This window comes from Pseudomonas sp. Xaverov 259 (genome assembly GCF_019352915.1).
In the GTDB taxonomy this organism is placed as follows: Bacteria; Pseudomonadota; Gammaproteobacteria; order Pseudomonadales; family Pseudomonadaceae; genus Aquipseudomonas.
Genome location: NZ_JAAAFV010000033.1, coordinates 307235 through 329051 on the forward strand (window position 1 = coordinate 307235; position 21817 = coordinate 329051).

Here is a 21817-nt window from a genome sequence, read left to right on the forward strand (position 1 = left end):
ATCAGCTATTAGGGTGAGGAGTGCGCGTTGTCATTAGTAACCTAACTGTCTATACTCGGCCACCGACCGCCAAGGGCTTTTGGGCTTGCTTTCATTGGGGGTCGCACTCCCTGGGTGGTGCTTACCTGACCAGTGCACTCCCCAACAACTTTGCCCTGATTGTTAGGGGCTCTTCAGTGTGAAAAAAAGCCGTGAATAGCCAACGACCTGTAAACCTAGACCTAAGGACCATCAAACTCCCCATCACCGGCGTTACGTCGTTCCTGCACCGTGTTTCCGGCATCATCCTGTTCCTGGGCTTGGGCATCATGCTTTATGCATTGAGCAAATCCCTGGGTTCCGAGGAAGGATACGCCGAGGTGAAGGCATGCTTGACCAGCCCGCTGGCCAAGTTCGTAGCATGGGGCCTCCTGTCCGCTCTGCTGTATCACCTGGTAGCCGGTGTGCGCCACTTGATCATGGATGCGGGTATCGGTGAGACGCTGGAAGGCGGCCGCCTGGGCTCGAAAATCATCATCGCCATTTCCGTGGTGCTGATCGTTCTGGCAGGAGTTTGGATATGGTAACCAGCGTTACGAACCTTTCGCGTTCGGGCCTCTATGACTGGATGGCGCAGCGTGTGTCTGCGGTCGTTCTCGCGGCTTATTTCATTTTCCTGATCGGATACCTCGTCGCAAACCCGGGCATCGGCTATGAACAATGGCACGGCCTGTTTTCCCACAATGCGATGCGAATCTTCAGTCTGCTGGCCCTTGTAGCCCTGGGCGCTCACGCCTGGGTCGGCATGTGGACCATCGCGACCGACTACCTCACGCCGATGGCGCTGGGCAAGTCCGCGACTGCAGTACGTTTTCTCTTCCAGGCAGTCTGCGGCGTCGCGATGTTCGCTTACTTCGTCTGGGGTGTGCAGATTCTTTGGGGTATCTGATTCATGGCTAACATTCCAACTATTTCCTTCGACGCCATCATTATTGGTGGCGGCGGTGCCGGCATGCGCGCAGCGCTGCAGCTGGCCCAGGGTGGTCACAAGACTGCCGTGATCACCAAGGTGTTCCCGACCCGTTCCCACACCGTTTCGGCCCAGGGTGGCATTACTTGCGCCATCGCTTCCGCCGATCCAAACGATGACTGGCGCTGGCACATGTACGATACCGTCAAGGGTTCCGACTATATCGGTGACCAGGACGCTATCGAGTACATGTGTCAGGAAGGCCCGGCTGCCGTGTTCGAGTTGGACCACATGGGTCTGCCGTTCTCGCGTACCGAGCAAGGTCGTATCTACCAGCGTCCATTCGGCGGCCAGTCGAAGGATTACGGTAAAGGCGGGCAGGCTGCCCGTACGTGCGCCGCTTCCGACCGTACCGGTCACGCGCTGTTGCACACCCTTTATCAGGGCAACCTGAAAGCCGGTACCACGTTCCTGAACGAGTACTACGCGGTTGACCTGGTGAAGAACGCCGACGGCGCCTTCGTCGGTGTAATCGCCATCTGCATCGAAACCGGTGAAACCACCTACATCCGCGCCAAGGCTACTGTGCTGGCAACCGGCGGTGCAGGTCGTATCTACGCGTCGACCACCAATGCCCTGATCAACACCGGTGACGGCGTCGGCATGGCCCTGCGTGCTGGCGTGCCGGTACAAGACATCGAAATGTGGCAGTTCCACCCAACCGGCATCGCCGGCGCCGGTGTACTGGTTACAGAAGGTTGCCGTGGTGAAGGTGGTTACCTGATCAACAAGCACGGCGAGCGTTTCATGGAGCGTTATGCTCCGAACGCCAAAGACCTTGCCGGTCGTGACGTTGTGGCCCGTTCGATGGTTAAGGAAATCATCGCCGGTAACGGCTGTGGCCCGAACGGCGACCACGTGCTGCTGAAACTCGATCACCTCGGTGAAGAAGTCCTGCACAGCCGCCTGCCAGGCATCTGCGAGCTGTCCAAGACCTTTGCGCACGTTGACCCGGTGGTTGCTCCGGTGCCGGTTGTTCCAACCTGCCACTACATGATGGGCGGCGTGCCGACCAACATTCATGGTCAGGCGATCACCCAGAATGCCGAAGGCGTGGATGAGATCATCCACGGTCTGTTCGCTGTAGGCGAAGTGGCCTGCGTATCGGTACACGGCGCCAACCGCCTGGGCGGCAACTCGCTGCTCGACCTGGTGGTATTCGGTCGCGCTGCCGGCCTGCACCTGGAAAAAGCCCTGACCGACGGCATCGAATACGATGACGCCACCGACGCCAACATCGAGGCCGCCCTGGCGCGCCTGAACGCTCTGAACGAGCGTACCGATGGCGAAGATGTGGCAACCCTGCGTCGCGAGCTGCAAAGCTGCATGCAGAACTACTTCGGTGTATTCCGTACTGGCGAATACATGCAGAAGGGTATTGCCCAGCTGGCTGACCTGCGCACGCGCATCGCCAACGTCAAGATCAACGATAAGAGCCAGGCGTTCAACACCGCTCGTATCGAAGCCCTTGAGCTGCAAAACCTGCTGGAAGTGGCTGAAGCGACTGCGATTGCCGCCGAGGTTCGTAAAGAATCCCGTGGTGCTCACGCTCGTGAAGACTTTGAAGATCGCGACGACGAAAACTGGTTGTGCCACACCCTGTACTTCCCGGGTGACAAGCGCGTAACCAAGCGTGCCGTGAACTTCTCGCCGAAGACGGTGCCGACGTTTGAACCGAAGATTCGGACTTACTAAGGGTGGCTGCCATGTTGAAAGTCAGTGTTTACCGCTACAACCCTGATCAGGACGCCGCGCCGTTCATGCAGGAATTCCAGGTCGATACCGGTGGTAAAGACCTGATGGTGCTGGATGTACTGGCACTGATCAAAGAGCAGGACGAAGGTTTCTCCTATCGTCGCTCTTGCCGTGAGGGTGTGTGTGGCTCCGACGGCATGAACATCAACGGCAAAAACGGCCTGGCGTGCATCACGCCGCTGTCCGCCGTGGTTAAAGGTAACAAGCTGATCGTTCGTCCACTGCCAGGTTTGCCGGTTATCCGTGACCTGGTGGTCGATATGAGCATCTTCTACAAGCAATACGAAAAAGTTAAGCCGTTCCTGCAGAACGACACGCCGGCTCCGGCCATCGAGCGTCTGCAGTCCCCAGAAGAGCGTGAAAAGCTCGACGGTCTGTACGAGTGCATCCTGTGCGCTTGCTGCTCGACCTCGTGCCCGTCCTTCTGGTGGAACCCGGACAAGTTCCTGGGTCCAGCTGCCCTGCTGCAAGCGTACCGCTTCCTGGCAGACAGCCGTGACACCAAGACGTCCGAGCGTCTGGCTTCACTGGATGACCCGTTCAGCGTATTCCGCTGCCGCGGGATCATGAACTGCGTCAACGTATGTCCCAAAGGCCTGAACCCGACTAAGGCCATTGGTCACATCCGTAACATGCTGCTGCAAAGCGGCGTGTAAGCGACGTTGTAGCAAAGCAGGAACGTTGTGCCCGTAAATGCTGCGGCGCAGGCTTCAACCGGCGCCGTAGTTTTAACTTGAGCAGCGACTTACAAAGCCGCAGCTCTTATTTTGAAGAAATGAGACAAGCAGGGGCATTCGGGTTGGTACCCGAACTATCAGCGTGATCCTAAGTGGCTTGTTTTGGTCGCTGCACTTGGCCTTTTGCAAGCAAACTCGGTGTTTTCGCCGGTGGTGTCCCCAAATCGAGGGTGACCAAGCATGCAAGAAAGCGTGATGCAGCGCATGTGGAACAGCGGCTATCTTTCAGGTGGTAACGCTGCCTATGTGGAAGAGCTTTATGAGCTCTACCTGCACGACCCTAACGCTGTGCCAGAAGAATGGCGCACCAAATTTCAGACGTTGTCTTCAGACGGCAACGCTGCCACCGATGTATCGCACGCAACAATTCGCGATCAATTTGTGCTGCTGGCAAAGAACCAGCGCCGCGCCCAACCGGTTTCCGCCGGTAGCGTGAGCAGCGAGCATGAGAAGAAGCAAGTTGAAGTATTGCGACTGATCCAGGCTTACCGGATGCGTGGCCACCAGGCGGCCCAGCTTGACCCGCTGGGGCTCTGGAAGCGTCCTGCACCTGCTGACCTGTCGATCAATCATTACGGCTTGACCAATGCCGATCTTGATACGACCTTCCGTGCCGGCGACCTGTTCATCGGCAAAGAGGAAGCGAGCCTACGCGAAATTCACGAAGCGTTGCAGCAGACATATTGCCGCACCATCGGCGCTGAATTTACGCACATCACCGATTCCGAGCAGCGCCACTGGTTCCAGCATCGTCTGGAAGGTGTGCGTGGCCGTCCGGTTTTGTCCGCCGACGTGCGCAGCCACTTGCTGGAGCGCGTGACCGCGGCCGAAGGCCTCGAGAAATACCTGGGTACCAAATACCCGGGCACCAAGCGTTTCGGCCTGGAAGGCGGCGAAAGCCTGATTCCAATGCTCGACGAGCTGATCCAGCGTTCCGGTTCCTATGGCACCAAGGAAATCGTGATCGGCATGGCTCACCGTGGTCGCCTGAACGTGTTGGTCAACACCTTCGGCAAGAACCCGCGTGAACTGTTCGACGAGTTCGAAGGCAAGAAGAAGGTCGAGCTGGGTTCCGGTGACGTTAAATACCACCAGGGCTTCTCGTCCAACGTAATGACCACCGGCGGTGAAGTTCACCTGGCCATGGCCTTCAACCCGTCCCACCTGGAAATCGTTTCGCCAGTGGTCGAGGGTTCGGTGCGTGCCCGTCAGGATCGTCGTAACGATTCCACCGGTGAGAAAGTCCTGCCGATTTCCATCCACGGTGACGCGGCATTCGCCGGTCAAGGCGTGGTCCTGGAAACGTTCCAGATGTCGCAGACTCGCGGCTTCAAGACCGGCGGTACGGTTCACATCGTCATCAACAACCAAGTCGGTTTCACCATCAGCAACCCGCTGGACGCGCGCTCTACCGAGTACGCGACCGACGTTGCCAAGATGATCCAGGCGCCGATCCTCCATGTGAATGGGGATGATCCGGAAGCCGTGTTGTTCGTGACCCAGCTCGCCATCGACTACCGCATGCAGTTCAAGCGTGACGTGGTCATCGACCTGGTTTGCTACCGCCGTCGCGGTCACAACGAAGCGGATGAGCCGAGCGGCACCCAGCCGTTGATGTACCAGCAGATCACCAAGCAGCGCACCACCCGTGAACTGTACGCCGACAGCCTGATCACGGCCGGCGTGGTTGACGATGCGCGTGTTCAAGCGAAGATCGATGAATACCGCAACGCGCTGGACAACGGCCTGCATGTAGTGAAAAGCCTGGTTAAAGAGCCGAACAAAGAGCTGTTCGTGGACTGGCGCCCTTACCTGGGCCACGCCTGGACGGCGCGTCACGACACCACGTTCGACCTCAAGACCCTGCAGGAACTGTCCGCCAAGCTGCTGGAAATTCCGGATGGCTTCGTGGTACAGCGCCAGGTTGCGAAGATCTACGAAGACCGTCAGAAGATGCAAGCCGGCGGCCTGCCGATCAACTGGGGTTACGCCGAAACCATGGCGTACGCGACCCTGGCGTTCGAAGGTCACCCGATCCGCATGACCGGCCAGGACATCGGCCGTGGTACGTTCTCGCACCGTCATGCTGTGTTGCACAACCAGAAAGATGCGGGCACCTACATCCCGTTGCAGAACCTGTACGAAGGCCAGCCACGTTTCGACCTGTACGATTCGTTCCTATCCGAAGAAGCCGTACTGGCGTTCGAATACGGTTACTCGACCACCACGCCACAGGCGCTGGTGATCTGGGAAGCCCAGTTCGGCGACTTCGCCAACGGTGCCCAGGTGGTTATCGACCAGTTCATCACCAGCGGCGAGCACAAGTGGGGCCGTCTGTGCGGTCTGACCATGCTGCTGCCACACGGTTATGAAGGTCAGGGTCCGGAGCACTCCTCGGCCCGTCTGGAGCGTTACCTGCAGCTGTGCGCCGAGCACAACATCCAGGTGTGCGTGCCGACTACCCCGGCCCAGATCTACCACTTGCTGCGTCGCCAGGTGATCCGCCCGCTGCGCAAGCCGCTGGTAGTGCTGACCCCGAAATCGCTGTTGCGTCACAAATTGGCCATCTCGACCCTGGAAGATCTGGCCGACGGTTCGTTCCAGACCGTGATTCCAGAAATCGACACCCTGGACGCAGCCAAGGTCACTCGCCTGATCCTGTGCAGCGGCAAGGTTTACTACGACTTGCTGGAAAAACGCCGTGCCGAAGGCCGCGAAGACATCGCCATCGTGCGTATCGAGCAGCTTTACCCGTTCCCGGAAGACGACCTGATGGAGGCCATCGCGCCTTACACCAACCTCACCCATGCGGTGTGGTGCCAGGAAGAACCGATGAACCAGGGCGCGTGGTACAGCAGCCAGCATCATTTGCGTCGCAGTATCGGTAACCACAAAACAGGCCTGGGCCTGGAGTACGCCGGTCGTGATGCTTCTGCTGCACCTGCGTGTGGTTATGCGTCGATGCACGCCGAGCAGCAGGAAAAACTGCTGCAAGATGCTTTCACTGTTTAACGCCTTCGCGCTGACTGAAACCGAATTTTAAGGACCCACAGATAATGGCTATCGAAATCAAAGCCCCGTCATTCCCGGAATCGGTTGCCGATGGCACCGTTGCCACCTGGCACAAGAAACCAGGCGACGCTGTAAAGCGTGACGACCTGATCGTCGACATCGAGACCGACAAAGTCGTTCTGGAAGTGTTGGCCGAAGCTGACGGCGTGCTGGGCGCGATCGTGGCTGAAGAGGGCGCTACCGTCCTGTCGAACCAGATCCTGGGCTCGATCGAAGCGGGCGGCGCTGCTGCTCCTGCTCCGGCCGCCGCTGCTGCTGCTCCAGCGGCCGCACCCGCTGCTGCCGCTCCGGCTGCGGGTGGTGAAGACCCGATCGCTGCACCGGCTGCGCGTCAGCTGGCTGAAGAAAACGGCATCAACCTGGCGTCCCTCAAGGGCACCGGCAAAGACGGCCGCGTGACCAAGGAAGACGTGGTTGCGGCTGTTGAAGCCAAGAAAAACGCTCCGGCTGCCGCACCGGCCAAGGCTGCAGCCCCTGCTGCTGCCGCGCCTGTGTTCGCTGCTGGCGACCGCACCGAGAAGCGCGTGCCGATGACCCGCGTACGTGCCACCGTGGCCAAGCGTCTGGTTGAAGCACAGTCGAACATGGCGATGCTGACCACTTTCAACGAAGTCGACATGACTGAAGTCATGGCCCTGCGTTCGAAGTACAAGGACCTGTTCGAGAAGTCCCATAACGGCGTGCGCCTGGGCTTCATGTCGTTCTTCGTGAAAGCGGCCACCGAAGCGCTGAAACGCTTCCCGGCAGTCAACGCTTCCATCGACGGCAGCGACATCGTTTACCACGGCTATGCAGACGTCGGCGTTGCCGTGTCCAGCGACCGTGGCCTGGTAGTACCGGTTCTGCGTAACGCCGAGCTGATGAGCCTGGCTGAAATCGAAGGCGGCATCGCCGGCTTCGGCAAGAAAGCCCGTGACGGCAAGCTGACCATCGACGAGATGACCGGCGGTACCTTCACCATCACTAACGGTGGTACCTTCGGTTCGATGATGTCGACCCCGATTGTCAACCCGCCGCAAGCTGCGATCCTGGGCATGCACAACATCATCCAGCGTCCGATGGCCATCAACGGCCAAGTCGTGATCCGCCCGATGATGTACCTGGCGCTGTCGTACGATCACCGCCTGATCGATGGTAAAGAAGCCGTGACTTTCCTGGTAACCATCAAGAACCTGCTGGAAGACCCGGCTCGTTTGCTGCTGGATATCTGATAGAAGCAGCTTCACGTTGCGAGCTACAAGCTGTAGGAACAAGCAGCTTGGCTTGCAACGTGTGGCTAGAAGCTTGTCGCAAATAGAGGATCTATTTTCATGACACAGAAATTTGACGTTGTAGTGATTGGTGCAGGTCCTGGCGGCTACGTTGCCGCGATCAAGGCCGCACAACTGGGCCTCTCGACTGCTTGCATCGAAAAATACACCGACAAGGAAGGCAAACTGGCGCTGGGCGGTACTTGCCTGAACGTCGGTTGCATTCCTTCCAAGGCGCTGCTGGACAGCTCCTGGAAATTCCACGAAGCCCAAGACGGTTTCGCGATCCACGGCATCAACCATGCTGGCGTGACCATGGACGTGCCAGCAATGGTCGGCCGTAAAGCCAACATCGTTAAAGGCCTGACTTCCGGCGTTGCCACCCTGTTCAAGGCCAACGGCGTCACTTCCCTGCAAGGCCACGGCAAACTGCTGGCCGGCAAGAAAGTTGAAATCACCAAGCCGGACGGCTCGGTTGAAGTCATCGAAGCCGAGAACGTGATCCTGGCACCAGGTTCGCGTCCAATCGACATCCCGCCTGCTCCTGTCGACCAGAACGTGATCGTTGATTCGACCGGCGCCCTGGAATTCCAATCGGTTCCCAAGCGTCTGGGCGTGATCGGCGCTGGCGTAATCGGCCTGGAACTGGGTTCGGTATGGTCGCGTCTGGGTTCTGAAGTGACTGTGCTGGAAGCCCTGGACACGTTCCTGCTGGCTGCTGACACCGCAGTGTCCAAAGAAGCGCTGAAAACCCTGACCAAACAAGGTCTGGACATCAAGCTGGGCGCCCGTGTTACCGGTTCCAAGGTCAACGGCGAAGAAGTCGTCGTGACCTACACCGATAAAGAAGGCGAGCAGACCATCACTTTCGACAAGCTGATCGTTGCCGTGGGTCGCCGTCCAGTGACTGCTGACCTGCTGGCTTCCGACAGCGGCGTGAACATCGACGAGCGTGGCTTCATCCACGTTGACGATCACTGCGCTACCACCGTGCCAGGCGTGTACGCCATTGGCGACGTGGTTCGCGGCATGATGCTGGCGCACAAGGCTTCCGAAGAAGGCATCATGGTTGTCGAGCGCATCAAGGGCCACAAAACCCAGATGAACTACGACCTGATCCCATCGGTTATCTACACCCACCCGGAAATTGCATGGGTCGGTAAAAACGAACAACAGTTGAAAGCTGAAGGCGTTGAAGTTAACGTCGGCACCTTCCCGTTTGCCGCTTCTGGCCGTGCCATGGCTGCTAACGACACCGGTGGTTTTGTCAAAGTCATCGCTGATGCCAAGACTGATCGCGTATTGGGCGTCCACGTGATTGGCCCAAGCGCTGCAGAACTGGTTCAGCAAGGCGCGATCGGTATGGAATTCGGCACCAGTGCCGAAGACCTGGGCATGATGGTCTTCTCCCATCCGACCCTGTCCGAAGCGTTGCACGAAGCAGCGTTGGCAGTGAATGGCGGCGCCATCCACATCGCCAACCGCAAGAAGCGCTAAGCGAGATAATAAGAAACCACGGCGGAGTTGCCCGTCGTGAGCCTTGCGCGCAAAGCTCACCGCGGAATATCCGCTGGACGCAGCCTTGCACAGCTTTACGGGCGTTAAGCCCCGCAAGGTGTGCAAGCAGCAGTCACAGGTGGCGCGGCACTCATAATGAGCGCAGCGCCGAATGCGCAGTACCTAACGAAGACGGTAAAAAGCATGAATCTTCACGAGTATCAGGGTAAGCAGCTGTTCGCTGAATACGGCCTGCCAGTATCCAAGGGCTACGCAGTAGACACCCCGGAAGCAGCAGCAGAAGCTTGCGACAAAATCGGTGGCAGTGAGTGGGTTGTAAAAGCCCAGGTCCACGCCGGTGGTCGCGGTAAAGCGGGTGGCGTCACGCTGGTTAAGAGCCGCGAAGAGGCCAAGGCCTTCGCAGCGAAGTGGCTGAATCAGCGTCTGGTGACTTACCAGACTGATGCCAATGGCCAACCAGTCTCCAAGATCCTGGTTGAGTCGTGCACTGATATCGCTAAAGAGCTGTACCTGGGCGCTGTCGTTGACCGTTCGAGCCGTCGCATCGTGTTCATGGCTTCCACCGAAGGTGGCGTGGACATTGAGAAGATCGCCGAAGAAACCCCAGAAAAAATTCTGAAAGCCACTATCGATCCACTGGTTGGCGCTCAGCCATTCCAGGGTCGCGAGCTGGCGTTCCAGCTGGGCCTGGAAGGCAAGCAAGTTGCCCAGTTCGCCAAGATCTTCGTAGGTCTGGCCAAACTGTTCCAGGATCACGATCTGGCCCTGCTGGAAGTGAACCCGCTGGTGATCAAGGCTGACGGCGATCTGCACTGCCTGGACGCCAAGATCAACATCGACGCCAACGCCATGTACCGTCAGCCAAAGCTGAAGACTTTCCACGACCCGTCGCAAGACGATCCGCAGGAAGCACGCGCTGCCAAGTGGGAACTTAACTATGTAGCTTTGGATGGCAACATCGGCTGCATGGTCAACGGTGCTGGCCTGGCCATGGGTACCATGGACATCGTCAACCTGCATGGCGGCAAACCAGCCAACTTCCTCGACGTGGGCGGCGGTGCTACCAAAGAACGCGTGACTGAAGCCTTCAAGATCATCCTGTCCGACTCCAACGTCGCAGCAGTATTGGTCAATATCTTCGGCGGCATCGTTCGTTGCGACATGATTGCCGAAGGCATCATCGGTGCAGTCAAAGAAGTAGGCGTTAAAGTTCCGGTGGTTGTTCGCCTTGAAGGTAACAACGCTGAACTGGGCGCTAAAGTACTGGCAGAAAGCGGTTTGAACATCATCGCGGCTACCAGCCTGACCGACGCTGCTCAACAAGTTGTCAAAGCTGCGGAGGGCAAATAATGAGCGTCCTGATCAATAAAGACACCAAAGTTATCTGCCAGGGTATTACCGGTTCGCAAGGTAGTTTCCACACCCAGCAAGCCATCGAATACGGCACCAAGATGGTGGGTGGTGTTACGCCTGGTAAAGGCGGCACCGAGCACCTGGGTCTGCCAGTGTTCAACACCGTGAAAGAAGCGGTAGAAAAAACTGGCGCCACCGCCAGCGTGATCTACGTTCCAGCTCCTTTCTGCAAAGACTCCATCCTGGAAGCGGCATTCGGCGGCATCAAGCTGATCGTTTGCATCACCGAAGGCATTCCTACCCTGGACATGCTGGACGCTAAAGTTAAGTGCGACGAACTGGGCGTAGTCCTGATCGGCCCTAACTGCCCAGGTGTGATCACCCCAGGCGAGTGCAAGATCGGCATCATGCCGGGTGACATTCACCTGGCAGGTAAAGTCGGTATCGTTTCGCGTTCCGGCACCCTGACGTACGAAGCTGTTAAGCAGACTACTGACGCCGGTTTTGGTCAGTCGACTTGCGTCGGCATCGGCGGTGACCCGATCCCGGGTTCGAACTTCATCGACATCCTGAAGCTGTTCCAGGAAGACCCGAAGACCGAGGCGATCGTGATGATCGGTGAGATCGGCGGTTCGGCTGAAGAAGAAGCGGCTGCCTACATCAAGGCCCACGTGACCAAGCCGGTTGTTTCCTACATCGCTGGTGTGACTGCCCCTGCGGGCAAGCGCATGGGCCATGCTGGCGCAATCATCTCTGGCGGCAAGGGTACTGCAGACGAAAAGTTTGCTGCCCTTGAAGCTGCAGGTGTTAAAACCGTGCGTTCGCTGGCAGACATCGGCAAAGCCCTGGCTGAGCTGACGGGTTGGGCTGTCAAGTAAGCCTCACGCTTAGCTGACGCTCCACCACACAAAGGCCACCTTCGGGTGGCCTTTGTGCATTCTGGAGGTTGGTGAAGATCAAAATGGGCCGGTATTGCCAAATTTAAGTACGAAAACGCGACATTTGGATGTCGCTTATCGGACAGTCCGCCCCGCAACAGTGCGTTTGTCGGCTTAATTCTGTACTCTAGCCGCCTCTTTATGCGTCCGCCTCCCAAAAGGAAGCCGCGCGCTAGACCGGTCGGCCCCCATCAGGGTCGGCAGCAGTTCCCTCATCCACAGGGAATCCCTCTCTAAATTCCGATTCAGTAGTGTGGTATTTCCTGAAATGAAAGTGTTGAAAAGCCAGGACATCCTGGCGTTAGGTTTTATGACTTTTGCCCTGTTCGTGGGCGCCGGCAACATCATCTTCCCGCCTATCGTTGGTTTGCAGTCCGGGCCTCACGTCTGGATGGCAGCGCTGGGCTTCTTGATCACCGCAGTCGGGTTGCCGGTGGTCACCGTGATCGCGCTGGCCAAAGTCGGCGGCGGCATGGACGCATTGAGCAGTCCGATCGGCAAGATCGCCGGTGGCTTGCTGGCGGCGGCGGCGTACCTGGCGGTAGGCCCGCTGTTCGCCACCCCGCGCACCGCGACCGTATCGTTTGAAGTCGGCCTGGCGCCGCTGACCGGCGAGAGCCCGCTGGCGTTGTTCCTCTACAGCTCGGTGTACTTCCTGCTGGTGTTCTTCATTTCCCTGTACCCAGGGCGTCTGCTGGACACCGTGGGTCGATTCCTCGCACCGTTGAAGATCATTGCCCTGGCCGTGCTGGGCATCGCTGCGTTTGCCTTGCCGGCCGGTGATGTCGGTGTTGCTACCCCGGAATACGTGGCTGCACCGTTCTCCCAAGGCTTTATCAATGGTTATCTGACCATGGATACCCTCGGCGCGCTGGTATTCGGCATCGTCATCGTCAACGCGATTCGCTCCCGTGGTGTTGAGTCGCCAACGCTGATCACTCGCTATGCGATCATTGCCGGCCTGATTGCCGGCGTGGGCCTGGCGCTGGTGTACATCAGCCTGTTCCGCCTGGGTTCGGGCAGCCACGCGGTGGCGGCCGGTGCCAGCAATGGCGCAGCGGTGCTGCACGCCTACGTGCAACACACCTTCGGCTCCCTGGGCAGCGGCTTCCTCGCCGTGCTGATCTCCCTGGCGTGCCTGGTCACCGCCGTGGGCCTTACCTGCGCTTGCGCCGAGTACTTCAGCAAAGTGCTGCCACTGTCTTACAAGACGCTGGTGGTGATCCTGGCGCTGTTCTCGCTGTTCGTGTCAAACCTGGGCCTGACCAAGCTGATTGCCTTCTCGATCCCGGTACTTACCGCGATCTACCCGCCGTGCATCGTGCTGGTGGCCCTGAGCTTCTGCAAAGACTTCTGGCAGGAGCAGGGCCGCATTGTTGGCCCGGTGATGCTGGTGTCGTTCATCTTTGGTTGCATCGACGCGCTCAAGGGCGCTGGCCTTGCCGATTGGATGCCTGCGCAGGTGGCGCACCTGCCGCTGAGCGAGCAAGGTTTGGCGTGGCTGGTGCCGTCGGTGATTACGCTGGGGGTGGCGGTATTGGTTGACCGTATGCTCGGCAAGCGTAGCGAAGCCATCGCCTGACCCGCGGTTGCACGCTGTACTGAAATGCCCCGTATCAATCGATACGGGGCATTTTTTTGTGTGTGAGACTACAACCTCTAAAGTGTGGAGCACGGTCAGTGTGGGAGCGGGCTTGCTCGCGAATGCGGTGGATCAGTAATGCATCAGGCGACTGACACACCGTATTCGCGAGCAAGCCCGCTCCCACATTTAGATCGCATTAATATCCATACACCGAGCATAAGGCCCTGCATGTCGTTCATCGAAACCAATCAAATCCACCTGCTGGCCGCCTTCTGGTTCGCCCTGTGCTGGGGTGGCTACACCCGCTATGCCAGTTGGAAAGCCCGAGACACCGCCTGCCTGGCCAGCGTGCTGCACCTGTATCGCGAAGACTGGATGCGCCGCATGCTGCTGCGCGACAACCGAATTGCCGACGCCAGTGTGATCGGCAACCTGGAGCGCAACGCTTCGTTCTTCGCTTCCAGCACGTTGATCATTCTCGCCGGTATTCTTACCGTGCTGGGCGCGTCCGAGCGGGCGGTATCCTTACTGGCAGACATTCCCATGGTGCAGCAAGTGTCTCAGGGCATGTCGGAAATCAAGCTGCTGTGTCTGGCGCTGGTGTTCGTCTACGCGTTCTTCACCTTCAGCTGGTGCATGCGCCAATACAACTTTGCCGCCGTGCTGGTGGGCTCGGCGCCGATGATCGGTGAGCGCCATGTGTCGGAGCAGGAACGCAAGGCGTTTGCCCTGCGGGCGGCGCGGGTGATTTCGATGGCGGCCAACCAGTTCAACTTTGGCCTGCGTGCGTATTACTTCGGCATGACCATGCTGGCCTGGTTTGTCAGCCCCTGGTTGTTCATGTTGATGAGCACTGGGGTGGTGCTGGTGCTGTATCGCCGCGAGTTTCATTCCGACGTACTGCAGGTGATGGTTTATACGCCGACCGATATGCCGGTGGCGGAGCTGGCTAAAGACGCAGTGTCTTAAGGTGTTAGTCCGGCTTTATTAAATTGTAGACAAAGAAAAGCCCGCTCTATAAGCGGGCTTTCTTTTTGCAGCAATCGCCAGGCTATTAAGGCTTGGCAGGTGCTGTTGGAGTAGCGGTGCCGTCTTCTTTGGCTTTTTCAGCGTTCGCATCAGCCTGAGCTTTGGCAGCATCGGCGTTTTCTTTTGCAGCGTCGTTCACTTTATCCTGTGCCTTGGCCATGTCTTTCTGAGCTTGCTCAGCATGCGATTGAGCATCTTGGGCTTTGTCTTCGGATTTCTTATCGCAGGCAGCGAGACCGAGGGCAGCGGCCAACATCATGGAAATAGCTAAAGTCTTGCGCATGGGGTGTTTCTCCTTATGGATATATCTACTGGCCTTTCGAGCTTAGACGGCCAGCATTAGTTCCTTTTGTTTCAAAGATATATAAAACACCCTCATTCAGGAACTTTTTAGCACACACCCGCACCGTGAAAACCCACACTAATAAGAGTCTGCACACATGACCGAAAATCCCCTGTTAGAGCGTGCCACGCGCTTTGTGTCGGCCCTGCGCCATTGCCAGGTGCTGGGCATTATCGTGCATGCCGCCAGCAAGGAGGGCATGACGCTGGCCCTGCCTTACGGCCCGCATATCGTCGGCGACCCCCAGACCGGCGTGATTCACGGCGGTGCACTCACCTCATTGATGGACACCGCCTGCGGCATGGCCACGCTGTGCGTGCTGCCGGAGTTCGAGGTGTGCCCGACCCTGGATTTGCGCGTCGACTACATGCATCCCGCCGAGCCGCATAATCCGGTGTATGGCTTTGCACAATGCTACCGGGTGACCACCGACGTGATCTTCACTCGCGGCTTTGCCTACCAGGATGATCCCCAACAGCCCATCGCCCATGTGGTGGGCACCTTCATGCGCATGGGCAAGCGCCTCAAAGGCACGCAAGGACTCGGCAATTCGATTAAGGGAGACCATGCATGACGCACCGATTCAAGACCCGTCTCGAACAGGCCCATGAGCGCGGTGACTATGAGGCGCTGCTCAACCTGGTGCCCTACGCCAAGCTGATCGGCATTGAATGCTCAAGGCTGGGGGATGAACTGCTGTTTCGCCTGCCGGCCAACAAGGACAACATTGGTAACCCGATATTGCCGGCGCTGCACGGTGGCGTGATCGCAGGATTTATGGAGCTGTCGGCGGCGTTACATTTGCTGGTATTTACCGGCGCGCCGGGCTTGCCGAAAATCATCGATTTTTCCCTCGATTACCTGCGCGCCGGGCAGTTTCGCGACACTTACGCCAAATGCCAGGTGTGGCGCCAAGGCCGACGGGTGGCGAATGTGGCGATCACCGCCTGGCAAAGCACTGCGGCTGAGCCGATTGCCACCGCCCGTGCACATTTCAAAATTGAGGAATTGGTGCGCCCTTGAAATCCTGGTCTTAGCCCCCAACTTTGATGACAACCCGCCGCCAACCCTTTCGGGCGCGGCCACTGCCATCCAATTGGAGTTTGATGACCATGAGTGTGGAAACTCAAAAGGAAACCCTGGGCTTCCAGACCGAGGTGAAGCAACTGCTGCACCTCATGATCCATTCGCTGTATTCCAACAAGGAAATCTTCCTTCGCGAATTGATCTCGAACGCCTCTGACGCTGTCGACAAATTACGTTTCGAAGCCCTCTCCAAGCCTGAGTTGCTGGAAGGTGGCGCCGAACTGAAAATCCGTGTGAGCTTCGACAAGGACGCCAAGACCGTCACCCTCGAAGACAACGGCATCGGCATGAGCCGTGAAGACGCGATTACCCATCTGGGTACCATCGCCAAATCCGGCACCGCAGACTTCATGAAGAACCTGTCGGGCGATCAGAAGAAAGATTCGCACCTGATCGGCCAGTTCGGCGTGGGCTTCTACTCGGCCTTCATCGTTGCCGACAAGGTTGAAGTATTCAGCCGCCGTGCCGGCCTTGACGCCAGCGAAGGCGTGCACTGGGCCTCCAAAGGTGAGGGCGAGTTCGAAATCGCCACCATCGACAAGGCTGACCGTGGCACGCGTATCGTGCTGCACCTCAAAGCCGCTGAAGATGAATTCGCCGACGGCTACCGCCTGCGCAATATCATCAAGAAATACTCCGACCACATCGCTTTGCCGATCGAACTGCCGAAAGAACAAGCGGCTGTCGAGGGCGAAGAGAAACCTGCCCAGGAATGGGAAGTGGTCAACCGTGCCAGCGCCTTGTGGACCCGCCCTCGTACCGAAGTCAAAGACGAGGAATACCAGGAGTTCTACAAGCACATCGCGCACGACTACGAGAACCCGCTGAGCTGGAGCCACAACAAGGTCGAAGGCAAGCTGGAATACAGCTCGCTGCTCTACGTCCCGGCCCGCGCTCCGTTCGACCTGTACCAGCGTGAGGCGCCAAAAGGCCTGAAGCTGTACGTGCAGCGCGTGTTCGTGATGGACCAGGCGGAATCGTTCCTGCCGCTTTACCTGCGCTTCATCAAAGGTGTGGTCGACTCCAACGACCTGTCGCTGAACGTGTCGCGGGAAATCCTGCAGAAAGACCCGATCATCGACTCGATGAAGTCGGCGCTGACCAAGCGCGTGCTCGACATGCTGGAAAAACTGGCGAAGAACGAGCCTGAGCAATACAAGGGCTTCTGGAAAAACTTCGGCCAGGTCATGAAAGAAGGCCCGGCAGAAGATTTCGCCAACAAGGAAAAAATCGCCGGCCTGCTGCGTTTTGCCTCGACTCAGGGTGACGACGGCGAGCAGGTTGTGTCGCTGGCCGAGTACCTGGCACGTGCCAAGGAAGGTCAGGACAAGATCTACTACCTGACCGGCGAAACCTACGCCCAGGTCAAGAACAGCCCGCACCTGGAAGTCTTCCGCAAGAAAGGCATCGAAGTGCTGTTGTTGACCGACCGTATCGATGAGTGGCTGATGAGCTACCTCAGCGAGTTCGACGGCAAGACCTTCGTCGACGTGGCCCGTGGTGACCTGGACCTGGGTAACCTGGACTCCGAAGAAGAGAAGAAAGAAGCCGAAGAAGTGGCCAAGGCCAAAGAAGGCCTGGTTGAGCGGATCAAGACTGCTTTGGGCGATGCCGTCAGCGAAGTGCGGGTTTCCCACCGCCTGACCGATTCCCCGGCGATTCTGGCCATCGGCGAGCAGGACCTGGGCATGCAGATGCGTCAGATCCTCGAAGCCAGCGGTCAGAAGGTGCCGGATTCCAAGCCGATCTTCGAATTCAACCCGGCTCACCCGCTGATCGAGAAGCTCGATGGCGAGCAGAGCGAAGAGCGTTTTGGCGACCTGTCGCACATCCTCTTCGACCAGGCAGCCCTGGCTGCCGGTGACAGCCTGAAAGATCCGGCCGCTTATGTGCGCCGCCTGAACAAGCTGTTGGTTGAACTGTCGGTTTAACACCGTTGTAGAAAAACCCGCTTCGGCGGGTTTTTTCGTTCTAACGCACCTCAACTGGAGTAAATGATGAGCCAAGTCACTGTACGTTCCGTGGTCTATCAGATTGATGGCCAGTCTTATGAAAGCCGCCTGGCGTTCGACGCCAGCCACAACGGCCCGTTGCCGGGCCTGCTGATGGCGCCGAACTGGATGGGTGTGAGTGCGGGTGCCGAGGAAATCGCCAAGAGCGTGGCCAGCCAAGGCTACGTGGTGCTGATCGCCGACCTGTACGGGCAAACCGTACGCCCGTCGAATGGCGATGAAGCCGGCGCTGCGATGATGCCGTTGAAGAATGACAACCCTGTGTTGCTCAAGCGTATGCAGGCGGCCTTTGAGCAATTGCAGAGCCAGACGGAAGCGGCGGTTGATACCTCGAAGCTGGCGACCTTCGGTTTCTGCTTTGGCGGTTTCTGCTCGCTGGAGCTGGCACGTACCGGTGCGCCGTTGAAGGCTGCCGTGTCGTTCCACGGCACCATCGACACGCAAAACCCGGACGGTGCCAAGCACGTCAAGGGTTCGGTGTTGGTGCTGCACGGCGCGTCCGATCCATTGGTCCCTAAAGAGCAACTGCCGGCGTTTGAGCAAGAAATGAACGCCGCCGGTGTGGATTGGCAGCTGCTGAGCTACGGCGGCGCGGTGCATTCCTTCACCGACCCGCATGCCAATGTGCCGGGCAAGATGATGTACGACGCGAAGACCGCCAAACGCGCGTTCCAGTCGATGCATAACTTGCTGGATGAAGTGTTCAAGGGCTGATAACCCATTGATCGTTCCCACGCTCCGCGTGGGAATGCCTCGCTGGACGCTCTGCGTCCGCTCTTGGTGACGCGGAGCGTCACGGGCTGCATTCCCACGCAGAGCGTGGGAACGATCATTTCACCGGCAACTCGATTCTTTCCGACTCCCCCGGCACCGTCGGCCAATCCCCGGCCGCCCAACGTTGCCTGGCCTGTTCAATCACCGCCGAGTCGCTGGCGACAAAATTCCAATTGATCCGCCGTGGCCCATCCAGCGCCGCACCGCCGAACACCACCATGTGGCAATCGCTTTCGGCAAACAAGGTCATTTCCCGCCCGCGTGGCAACACCACCAGGCTATGCGCCTCCACTGTCTCACCGTCCAACTGCGCCTCGCCGTTCAGCACATACACCGCGCGTTCATCATGCTCATTCGGGATCAGCAAGGTGGTGGCCGTCTGCATCTGCACCTCGGCATACAACGTAGGCGACAGCACCGGCACCGGCGATTTAAGGCAGAAGCCTGAGCCTGCAATCAGGCGAATCTGCACGCCAAGGTTATCGCTCACCGGCAGGCTTGCCGCCGGGTGATGGCTGTAGTGGCCCGGCCCGGTCTCGTGGTCCTTGGGCGAGGCCAGCCACACTTGCAGGCCGTGCAGGCTGAAACCACTGACCTTGAGGGCTTCTGGGGTGCGCTCGACGTGGGCAATTGCGCTGCCTGCGGTCATCCAGCTGACATCGCCGGCTTGCACCACCTGGTCCGAGCCCAGGCTGTCCTTGTGTTGCAGGGCGCCTTCAAACAAATAGGTGAGGGTGGATAGCCCGATATGCGGGTGTTGGCGGATATTCATGCCAGTACCGGGCGCATAGCGGGTCGACAACATATGGTCGAAAAACACAAAAGGCCCGACGCTGCGGCATTCGCGTGACGGCAGTGGTCGCAGGATCGGCTGGCCTTCGACGTCTTCGGCGCGCGGGCGGATCACGGTGAGGGTGGTCATGGGGCGTCCCTGTCTGAGCGGGTTAAGTACTACTGAGCATAACCCGCTCGATGGGCGCTTGGCGCTATTGGCTGAAAGCGCCTTCGGCCAGTTTGGTCTCGATGGTGACTTCGGCGGTGGTCATCAGCTTGTGTACTGGGCAGCGATCGGCCACGTGATGCAGGATGTCGCGCTGCTCATCGGTGAGTACGCCCTTGAGCGTCAGCTTGACGTTGAGCTTGTATTTGCCTTTTTGCTCCTCGGTGCTGTCGTGGGTGACTTCCACGGTGACGCCGGTGAGCGGAATGTCTTTTTTCTGCGCGTAGAGCTTGACGGTCAGCGCCTTGCACGAGGCCAGGGCGGCGTCGAAATAGTCGTGGGGCGAGGGCGCCGAGTCGTCACCGCCCAGGCTCTTGGGCAGGTCGGTGAACAGTTCGTGATTGTTGATGTTCACGCTATGGCGGAAGTTATCGTGGTTCAGGGTATTGACGGTAACAGGCATGGCAAACCTCACAAGGGCAGGAAAGGGTCATGCAGTTATAGAGCATGCTGGCACTTCAGTGTTCCGCGTTTTTTCCAATGGCTGCTCGCGCGATTGCAATGCGCCTTGATATCGCGTTTTCGTCTTACGCAAACTGAGCAAAGGGCCGATACCTTTGAGGAGACCTGCTGCAGGTGGATGCAGCGCATTAGGAAGGAATCCTGGCATGAGTATCCGTAGTTTGAATATCGCCCCGCGCGCGGGCTTAGGCTTTGGTGTGCTGGCGTTGATGGTGTTTGCCCTGGGCGGCTTCGCCCTGCTGCAGATGGCCAATATGCGCCAGCAGTCCGATCAGGTGGAGAACAACTGGCTGCCCAGCGTGATGGCGGTGGGGGAGATGAGCCAGGACCTGCTGCGGGTGCGCGCCCTCACCTTGCGCCTGCTGGTCAATCGCGACCCGCAGGCGCTGGCGCAAAACGAGCAGAAGCTCACCGACCTGAAAAATGGCCTGCATCGGGCGCAGACGCTCTACGAAGGGCTGATCGTGCTGCCCGAAGAGCGTGCACTGTTTGATCGCTTCAAGAACCAGGAACAGCAATACCTGCAACGTCAGGAGCAGGTGATGGGGTTTTCCAAGGCCAACCAGTTGGAGGACGCGATCAGGATCGTCAACGGTGAGATGAATCAACTGGCCGATGAGATGGCTGCGACCTTGCACGACCTGGTGGCTTTGAACAAGGCCAGTGCCAACCAGGCCGCGAACCTGGCGCAGAGCGTGTTCACACAATCGCGCACGTGGGTGGTCGGCATGATCGTGCTCACGGCATTGATCACCATTGGCTTGGCGGTATGGCTGACCCGCAGCATCGTGCTGCCGTTGGCGCAGTCGCTGAAAGTCGCCCAGGGCGTGGCGGGCGGCGACCTCACTGGTGAGATCAACGTCACCGGCAACGATGAGCCCGCGCGCTTGCAGCAGGCGCTCAAGGGCATGCAGGAGAACCTGCGCGACACCATCCGACGGATTGCCGAGTCTTCGAACCAATTGGCGTCGGCTTCTGAAGAACTCAGTTGTGTGACTGAAGATGCGACCCGTGGCTTGCACCAGCAGAATCAGGAAATCGAACAGGCCGCCACGGCAGTCAACCAGATGACCGCAGCGGTGGAGGAGGTGGCGAGCAATGCGGTGGCCACGTCCCAGGCGTCCCGCGAGTCTGACCGCATTGCCCAGCATGGGCGCGAGCAGGTGCATCAGACCGTGGTGTCGATTGAAGCGCTGGCCGATGACGTCACCTCCAACGCGACCCAGGTTGAGGACTTGGCGCAGAAGGTTTATGGCATCAGCAAGGTGTTGGATGTGATTCGCTCGATTGCCGAGCAGACCAACTTGCTGGCGCTGAATGCCGCGATCGAAGCGGCGCGCGCGGGCGATGCCGGGCGTGGCTTTGCGGTGGTGGCCGATGAGGTGCGGGCCTTGGCCCATCGCACGCAGCAGTCGACCCAGGAAATCGAGACGATGATCAGCGGGATTCAGCAGGGCACGGATCAGGCCGTCAGTTCAATGCAGCAGAGCAACACGCGCGCGCGCTCTACGCTGGAGATTGCCAAGTCGGCGGGCACGGCGTTGGAGGAGATTGCGTCGGCCTTTACCTTGATCAACGAGCGCAACCTGGTGATTGCCAGCGCGTCGGAGCAGCAGGCGGCGGTGGCGCGGGAGGTGGATCGCAACTTGATGAATATTCGCGACCTGGCGCATCAGACGTCGACGGGTGCTAACCAGACCAGTGCGGCGAGCCAGGAGTTGTCGCGGTTGGCGGTGGACCTGAATACCATGGTGGCGCGGTTTTCGGTGTAGGGCGTGAGACCTGGGTGACGCTATCGCAGGCAAGCCAGCTCCCACATGTTGAATGGCGAACACCGTCAAATGTGGGAGCTGGCTTGCCTGCGATGAAGGCGGCTCGGTTTTACTTTCAGTTG

The 21817-nt window shown here is 58.7% G+C and carries 19 protein-coding genes; 16 read left to right on the forward strand and 3 right to left on the reverse strand.

Annotation, left to right across the window (positions count from 1 at the left end):
* The first annotated feature begins 191 nt into the window (after nt 1–191).
* The 11 genes from sdhC (at nt 192) to K0H48_RS15620 (ending at nt 14186) form a co-directional block, all read left to right on the forward strand.
* Nucleotides 192–566, forward strand: a complete 375-nt coding sequence (gene sdhC, locus K0H48_RS15570) for a succinate dehydrogenase, cytochrome b556 subunit (RefSeq protein ID WP_016979564.1) — start codon at nt 192–194, stop codon at nt 564–566.
* Nucleotides 560–928 (forward strand): succinate dehydrogenase, hydrophobic membrane anchor protein, encoded by a 369-nt coding sequence (sdhD, locus tag K0H48_RS15575; RefSeq protein WP_003172805.1) that lies wholly within the window; start codon nt 560–562, stop codon nt 926–928. Before sdhC ends, sdhD begins: the two co-directional genes overlap by 7 nt.
* Before the next feature lie 3 nt (nt 929–931).
* Nucleotides 932–2704 carry a succinate dehydrogenase flavoprotein subunit gene (sdhA, locus tag K0H48_RS15580; protein ID WP_017134444.1) on the forward strand — a complete coding sequence of 591 codons (1773 nt, stop codon included), beginning with the start codon at nt 932–934 and terminating at the stop codon, nt 2702–2704.
* 11 nt (nt 2705–2715) lie between these two features.
* Nucleotides 2716–3420, forward strand: coding sequence for a succinate dehydrogenase iron-sulfur subunit (locus K0H48_RS15585; protein ID WP_003172807.1), 705 nt, complete (start codon nt 2716–2718; stop codon nt 3418–3420).
* 261 nt (nt 3421–3681) lie between these two features.
* Complete coding sequence (locus tag K0H48_RS15590; protein ID WP_069788733.1) at nt 3682–6513, forward strand: 2-oxoglutarate dehydrogenase E1 component; 2832 nt, start codon at nt 3682–3684, stop codon at nt 6511–6513.
* 44 nt (nt 6514–6557) lie between these two features.
* Nucleotides 6558–7784, forward strand: a complete 1227-nt coding sequence (gene odhB / locus K0H48_RS15595) for a 2-oxoglutarate dehydrogenase complex dihydrolipoyllysine-residue succinyltransferase (protein WP_058421396.1) — start codon at nt 6558–6560, stop codon at nt 7782–7784.
* 99 nt (nt 7785–7883) lie between these two features.
* Nucleotides 7884–9320, forward strand: a complete 1437-nt coding sequence (lpdA, locus tag K0H48_RS15600; protein ID WP_065929497.1) for a dihydrolipoyl dehydrogenase — start codon at nt 7884–7886, stop codon at nt 9318–9320.
* Between the two features lie 204 nt (nt 9321–9524).
* A complete protein-coding gene (gene sucC / locus K0H48_RS15605) occupies nt 9525–10691 on the forward strand; it encodes an ADP-forming succinate--CoA ligase subunit beta (protein WP_219268145.1) in 1167 nt (388 codons plus the stop codon).
* The gene (gene sucD, locus K0H48_RS15610; protein WP_219268146.1) at nt 10691–11572 is read left to right on the forward strand and encodes a succinate--CoA ligase subunit alpha; all 882 of its coding nucleotides are present in this window, start codon (nt 10691–10693) and stop codon (nt 11570–11572) included. The genes sucC and sucD overlap by 1 nt, the downstream gene beginning before the upstream one ends.
* 328 nt (nt 11573–11900) lie before the next feature.
* Nucleotides 11901–13214 (forward strand): branched-chain amino acid transport system II carrier protein, encoded by a 1314-nt coding sequence (gene brnQ / locus K0H48_RS15615; RefSeq protein WP_219268147.1) that lies wholly within the window; start codon nt 11901–11903, stop codon nt 13212–13214.
* 231 nt (nt 13215–13445) lie between these two features.
* A complete protein-coding gene (locus K0H48_RS15620; RefSeq protein ID WP_138816031.1) occupies nt 13446–14186 on the forward strand; it encodes a DUF599 domain-containing protein in 741 nt (246 codons plus the stop codon).
* 85 nt (nt 14187–14271) lie between these two features.
* On the opposite strand, the gene K0H48_RS15625 is transcribed toward K0H48_RS15620, so the two are convergent.
* Nucleotides 14272–14529, reverse strand: coding sequence for a hypothetical protein (locus tag K0H48_RS15625; RefSeq protein WP_056859728.1), 258 nt, complete (start codon nt 14527–14529; stop codon nt 14272–14274).
* Nucleotides 14530–14686: 157 nt separating this feature from the next.
* Between K0H48_RS15625 and K0H48_RS15630 the strand changes: the two genes are divergently transcribed.
* The 4 genes from K0H48_RS15630 to K0H48_RS15645 all read left to right on the forward strand — a co-directional run bounded on the left by K0H48_RS15630 (nt 14687) and on the right by K0H48_RS15645 (nt 18401).
* Nucleotides 14687–15163: a PaaI family thioesterase gene (locus K0H48_RS15630; RefSeq protein WP_219268148.1), complete on the forward strand. Its 477-nt coding sequence runs from the start codon at nt 14687–14689 to the stop codon at nt 15161–15163.
* The gene (locus K0H48_RS15635) at nt 15160–15612 is read left to right on the forward strand and encodes a PaaI family thioesterase (RefSeq protein WP_017134476.1); all 453 of its coding nucleotides are present in this window, start codon (nt 15160–15162) and stop codon (nt 15610–15612) included. The genes K0H48_RS15630 and K0H48_RS15635 overlap by 4 nt, the downstream gene beginning before the upstream one ends.
* A gap of 89 nt (nt 15613–15701) precedes the next feature.
* Nucleotides 15702–17606, forward strand: coding sequence for a molecular chaperone HtpG (gene htpG, locus K0H48_RS15640; RefSeq protein ID WP_138816029.1), 1905 nt, complete (start codon nt 15702–15704; stop codon nt 17604–17606).
* A 66-nt stretch (nt 17607–17672) separates the two neighbouring features.
* Nucleotides 17673–18401 carry a dienelactone hydrolase family protein gene (locus K0H48_RS15645; RefSeq protein ID WP_219268149.1) on the forward strand — a complete coding sequence of 243 codons (729 nt, stop codon included), beginning with the start codon at nt 17673–17675 and terminating at the stop codon, nt 18399–18401.
* Between the two features lie 115 nt (nt 18402–18516).
* Here the strand turns inward: K0H48_RS15645 and K0H48_RS15650 are convergent, their stop codons facing one another.
* Both K0H48_RS15650 and K0H48_RS15655 read right to left on the reverse strand, forming a co-directional pair.
* Nucleotides 18517–19383, reverse strand: a complete 867-nt coding sequence (locus tag K0H48_RS15650) for a pirin family protein (protein ID WP_219268150.1) — start codon at nt 19381–19383, stop codon at nt 18517–18519.
* Between the two features lie 64 nt (nt 19384–19447).
* Nucleotides 19448–19864 (reverse strand): OsmC family protein, encoded by a 417-nt coding sequence (locus tag K0H48_RS15655; RefSeq protein ID WP_219268151.1) that lies wholly within the window; start codon nt 19862–19864, stop codon nt 19448–19450.
* Between the two features lie 205 nt (nt 19865–20069).
* On the opposite strand from K0H48_RS15655, the gene K0H48_RS15660 reads away from it, so the two are divergent.
* Nucleotides 20070–21695 (forward strand): methyl-accepting chemotaxis protein, encoded by a 1626-nt coding sequence (locus K0H48_RS15660; protein WP_219268152.1) that lies wholly within the window; start codon nt 20070–20072, stop codon nt 21693–21695.
* Nucleotides 21696–21817 lie beyond the last annotated feature (122 nt).

Excerpts from the sequence above, each read along its gene's own strand:
- K0H48_RS15620 (WP_138816031.1), top strand. The coding sequence starts at position 13,446 with ATGTCGTTCATCGAAACCAATCAAATCCACCTGCTGGCCGCCTTCTGG.
- odhB (WP_058421396.1), top strand. The coding sequence starts at position 6,558 with ATGGCTATCGAAATCAAAGCCCCGTCATTCCCGGAATCGGTTGCCGAT.
- K0H48_RS15590 (WP_069788733.1), top strand. The coding sequence starts at position 3,682 with ATGCAAGAAAGCGTGATGCAGCGCATGTGGAACAGCGGCTATCTTTCA.
- K0H48_RS15585 (WP_003172807.1), top strand. The coding sequence starts at position 2,716 with ATGTTGAAAGTCAGTGTTTACCGCTACAACCCTGATCAGGACGCCGCG.
- K0H48_RS15660 (WP_219268152.1), top strand. The coding sequence starts at position 20,070 with ATGAGTATCCGTAGTTTGAATATCGCCCCGCGCGCGGGCTTAGGCTTT.
- K0H48_RS15625 (WP_056859728.1), bottom strand. The coding sequence starts at position 14,529 with ATGCGCAAGACTTTAGCTATTTCCATGATGTTGGCCGCTGCCCTCGGT.
- K0H48_RS15630 (WP_219268148.1), top strand. The coding sequence starts at position 14,687 with ATGACCGAAAATCCCCTGTTAGAGCGTGCCACGCGCTTTGTGTCGGCC.
- lpdA (WP_065929497.1), top strand. The coding sequence starts at position 7,884 with ATGACACAGAAATTTGACGTTGTAGTGATTGGTGCAGGTCCTGGCGGC.
- K0H48_RS15650 (WP_219268150.1), bottom strand. The coding sequence starts at position 19,383 with ATGACCACCCTCACCGTGATCCGCCCGCGCGCCGAAGACGTCGAAGGC.
- sucC (WP_219268145.1), top strand. The coding sequence starts at position 9,525 with ATGAATCTTCACGAGTATCAGGGTAAGCAGCTGTTCGCTGAATACGGC.
- K0H48_RS15645 (WP_219268149.1), top strand. The coding sequence starts at position 17,673 with ATGAGCCAAGTCACTGTACGTTCCGTGGTCTATCAGATTGATGGCCAG.
- sdhD (WP_003172805.1), top strand. The coding sequence starts at position 560 with ATGGTAACCAGCGTTACGAACCTTTCGCGTTCGGGCCTCTATGACTGG.
- sdhA (WP_017134444.1), top strand. The coding sequence starts at position 932 with ATGGCTAACATTCCAACTATTTCCTTCGACGCCATCATTATTGGTGGC.
- K0H48_RS15635 (WP_017134476.1), top strand. The coding sequence starts at position 15,160 with ATGACGCACCGATTCAAGACCCGTCTCGAACAGGCCCATGAGCGCGGT.
- K0H48_RS15655 (WP_219268151.1), bottom strand. The coding sequence starts at position 19,864 with ATGCCTGTTACCGTCAATACCCTGAACCACGATAACTTCCGCCATAGC.
- sucD (WP_219268146.1), top strand. The coding sequence starts at position 10,691 with ATGAGCGTCCTGATCAATAAAGACACCAAAGTTATCTGCCAGGGTATT.
- brnQ (WP_219268147.1), top strand. The coding sequence starts at position 11,901 with ATGAAAGTGTTGAAAAGCCAGGACATCCTGGCGTTAGGTTTTATGACT.
- htpG (WP_138816029.1), top strand. The coding sequence starts at position 15,702 with ATGAGTGTGGAAACTCAAAAGGAAACCCTGGGCTTCCAGACCGAGGTG.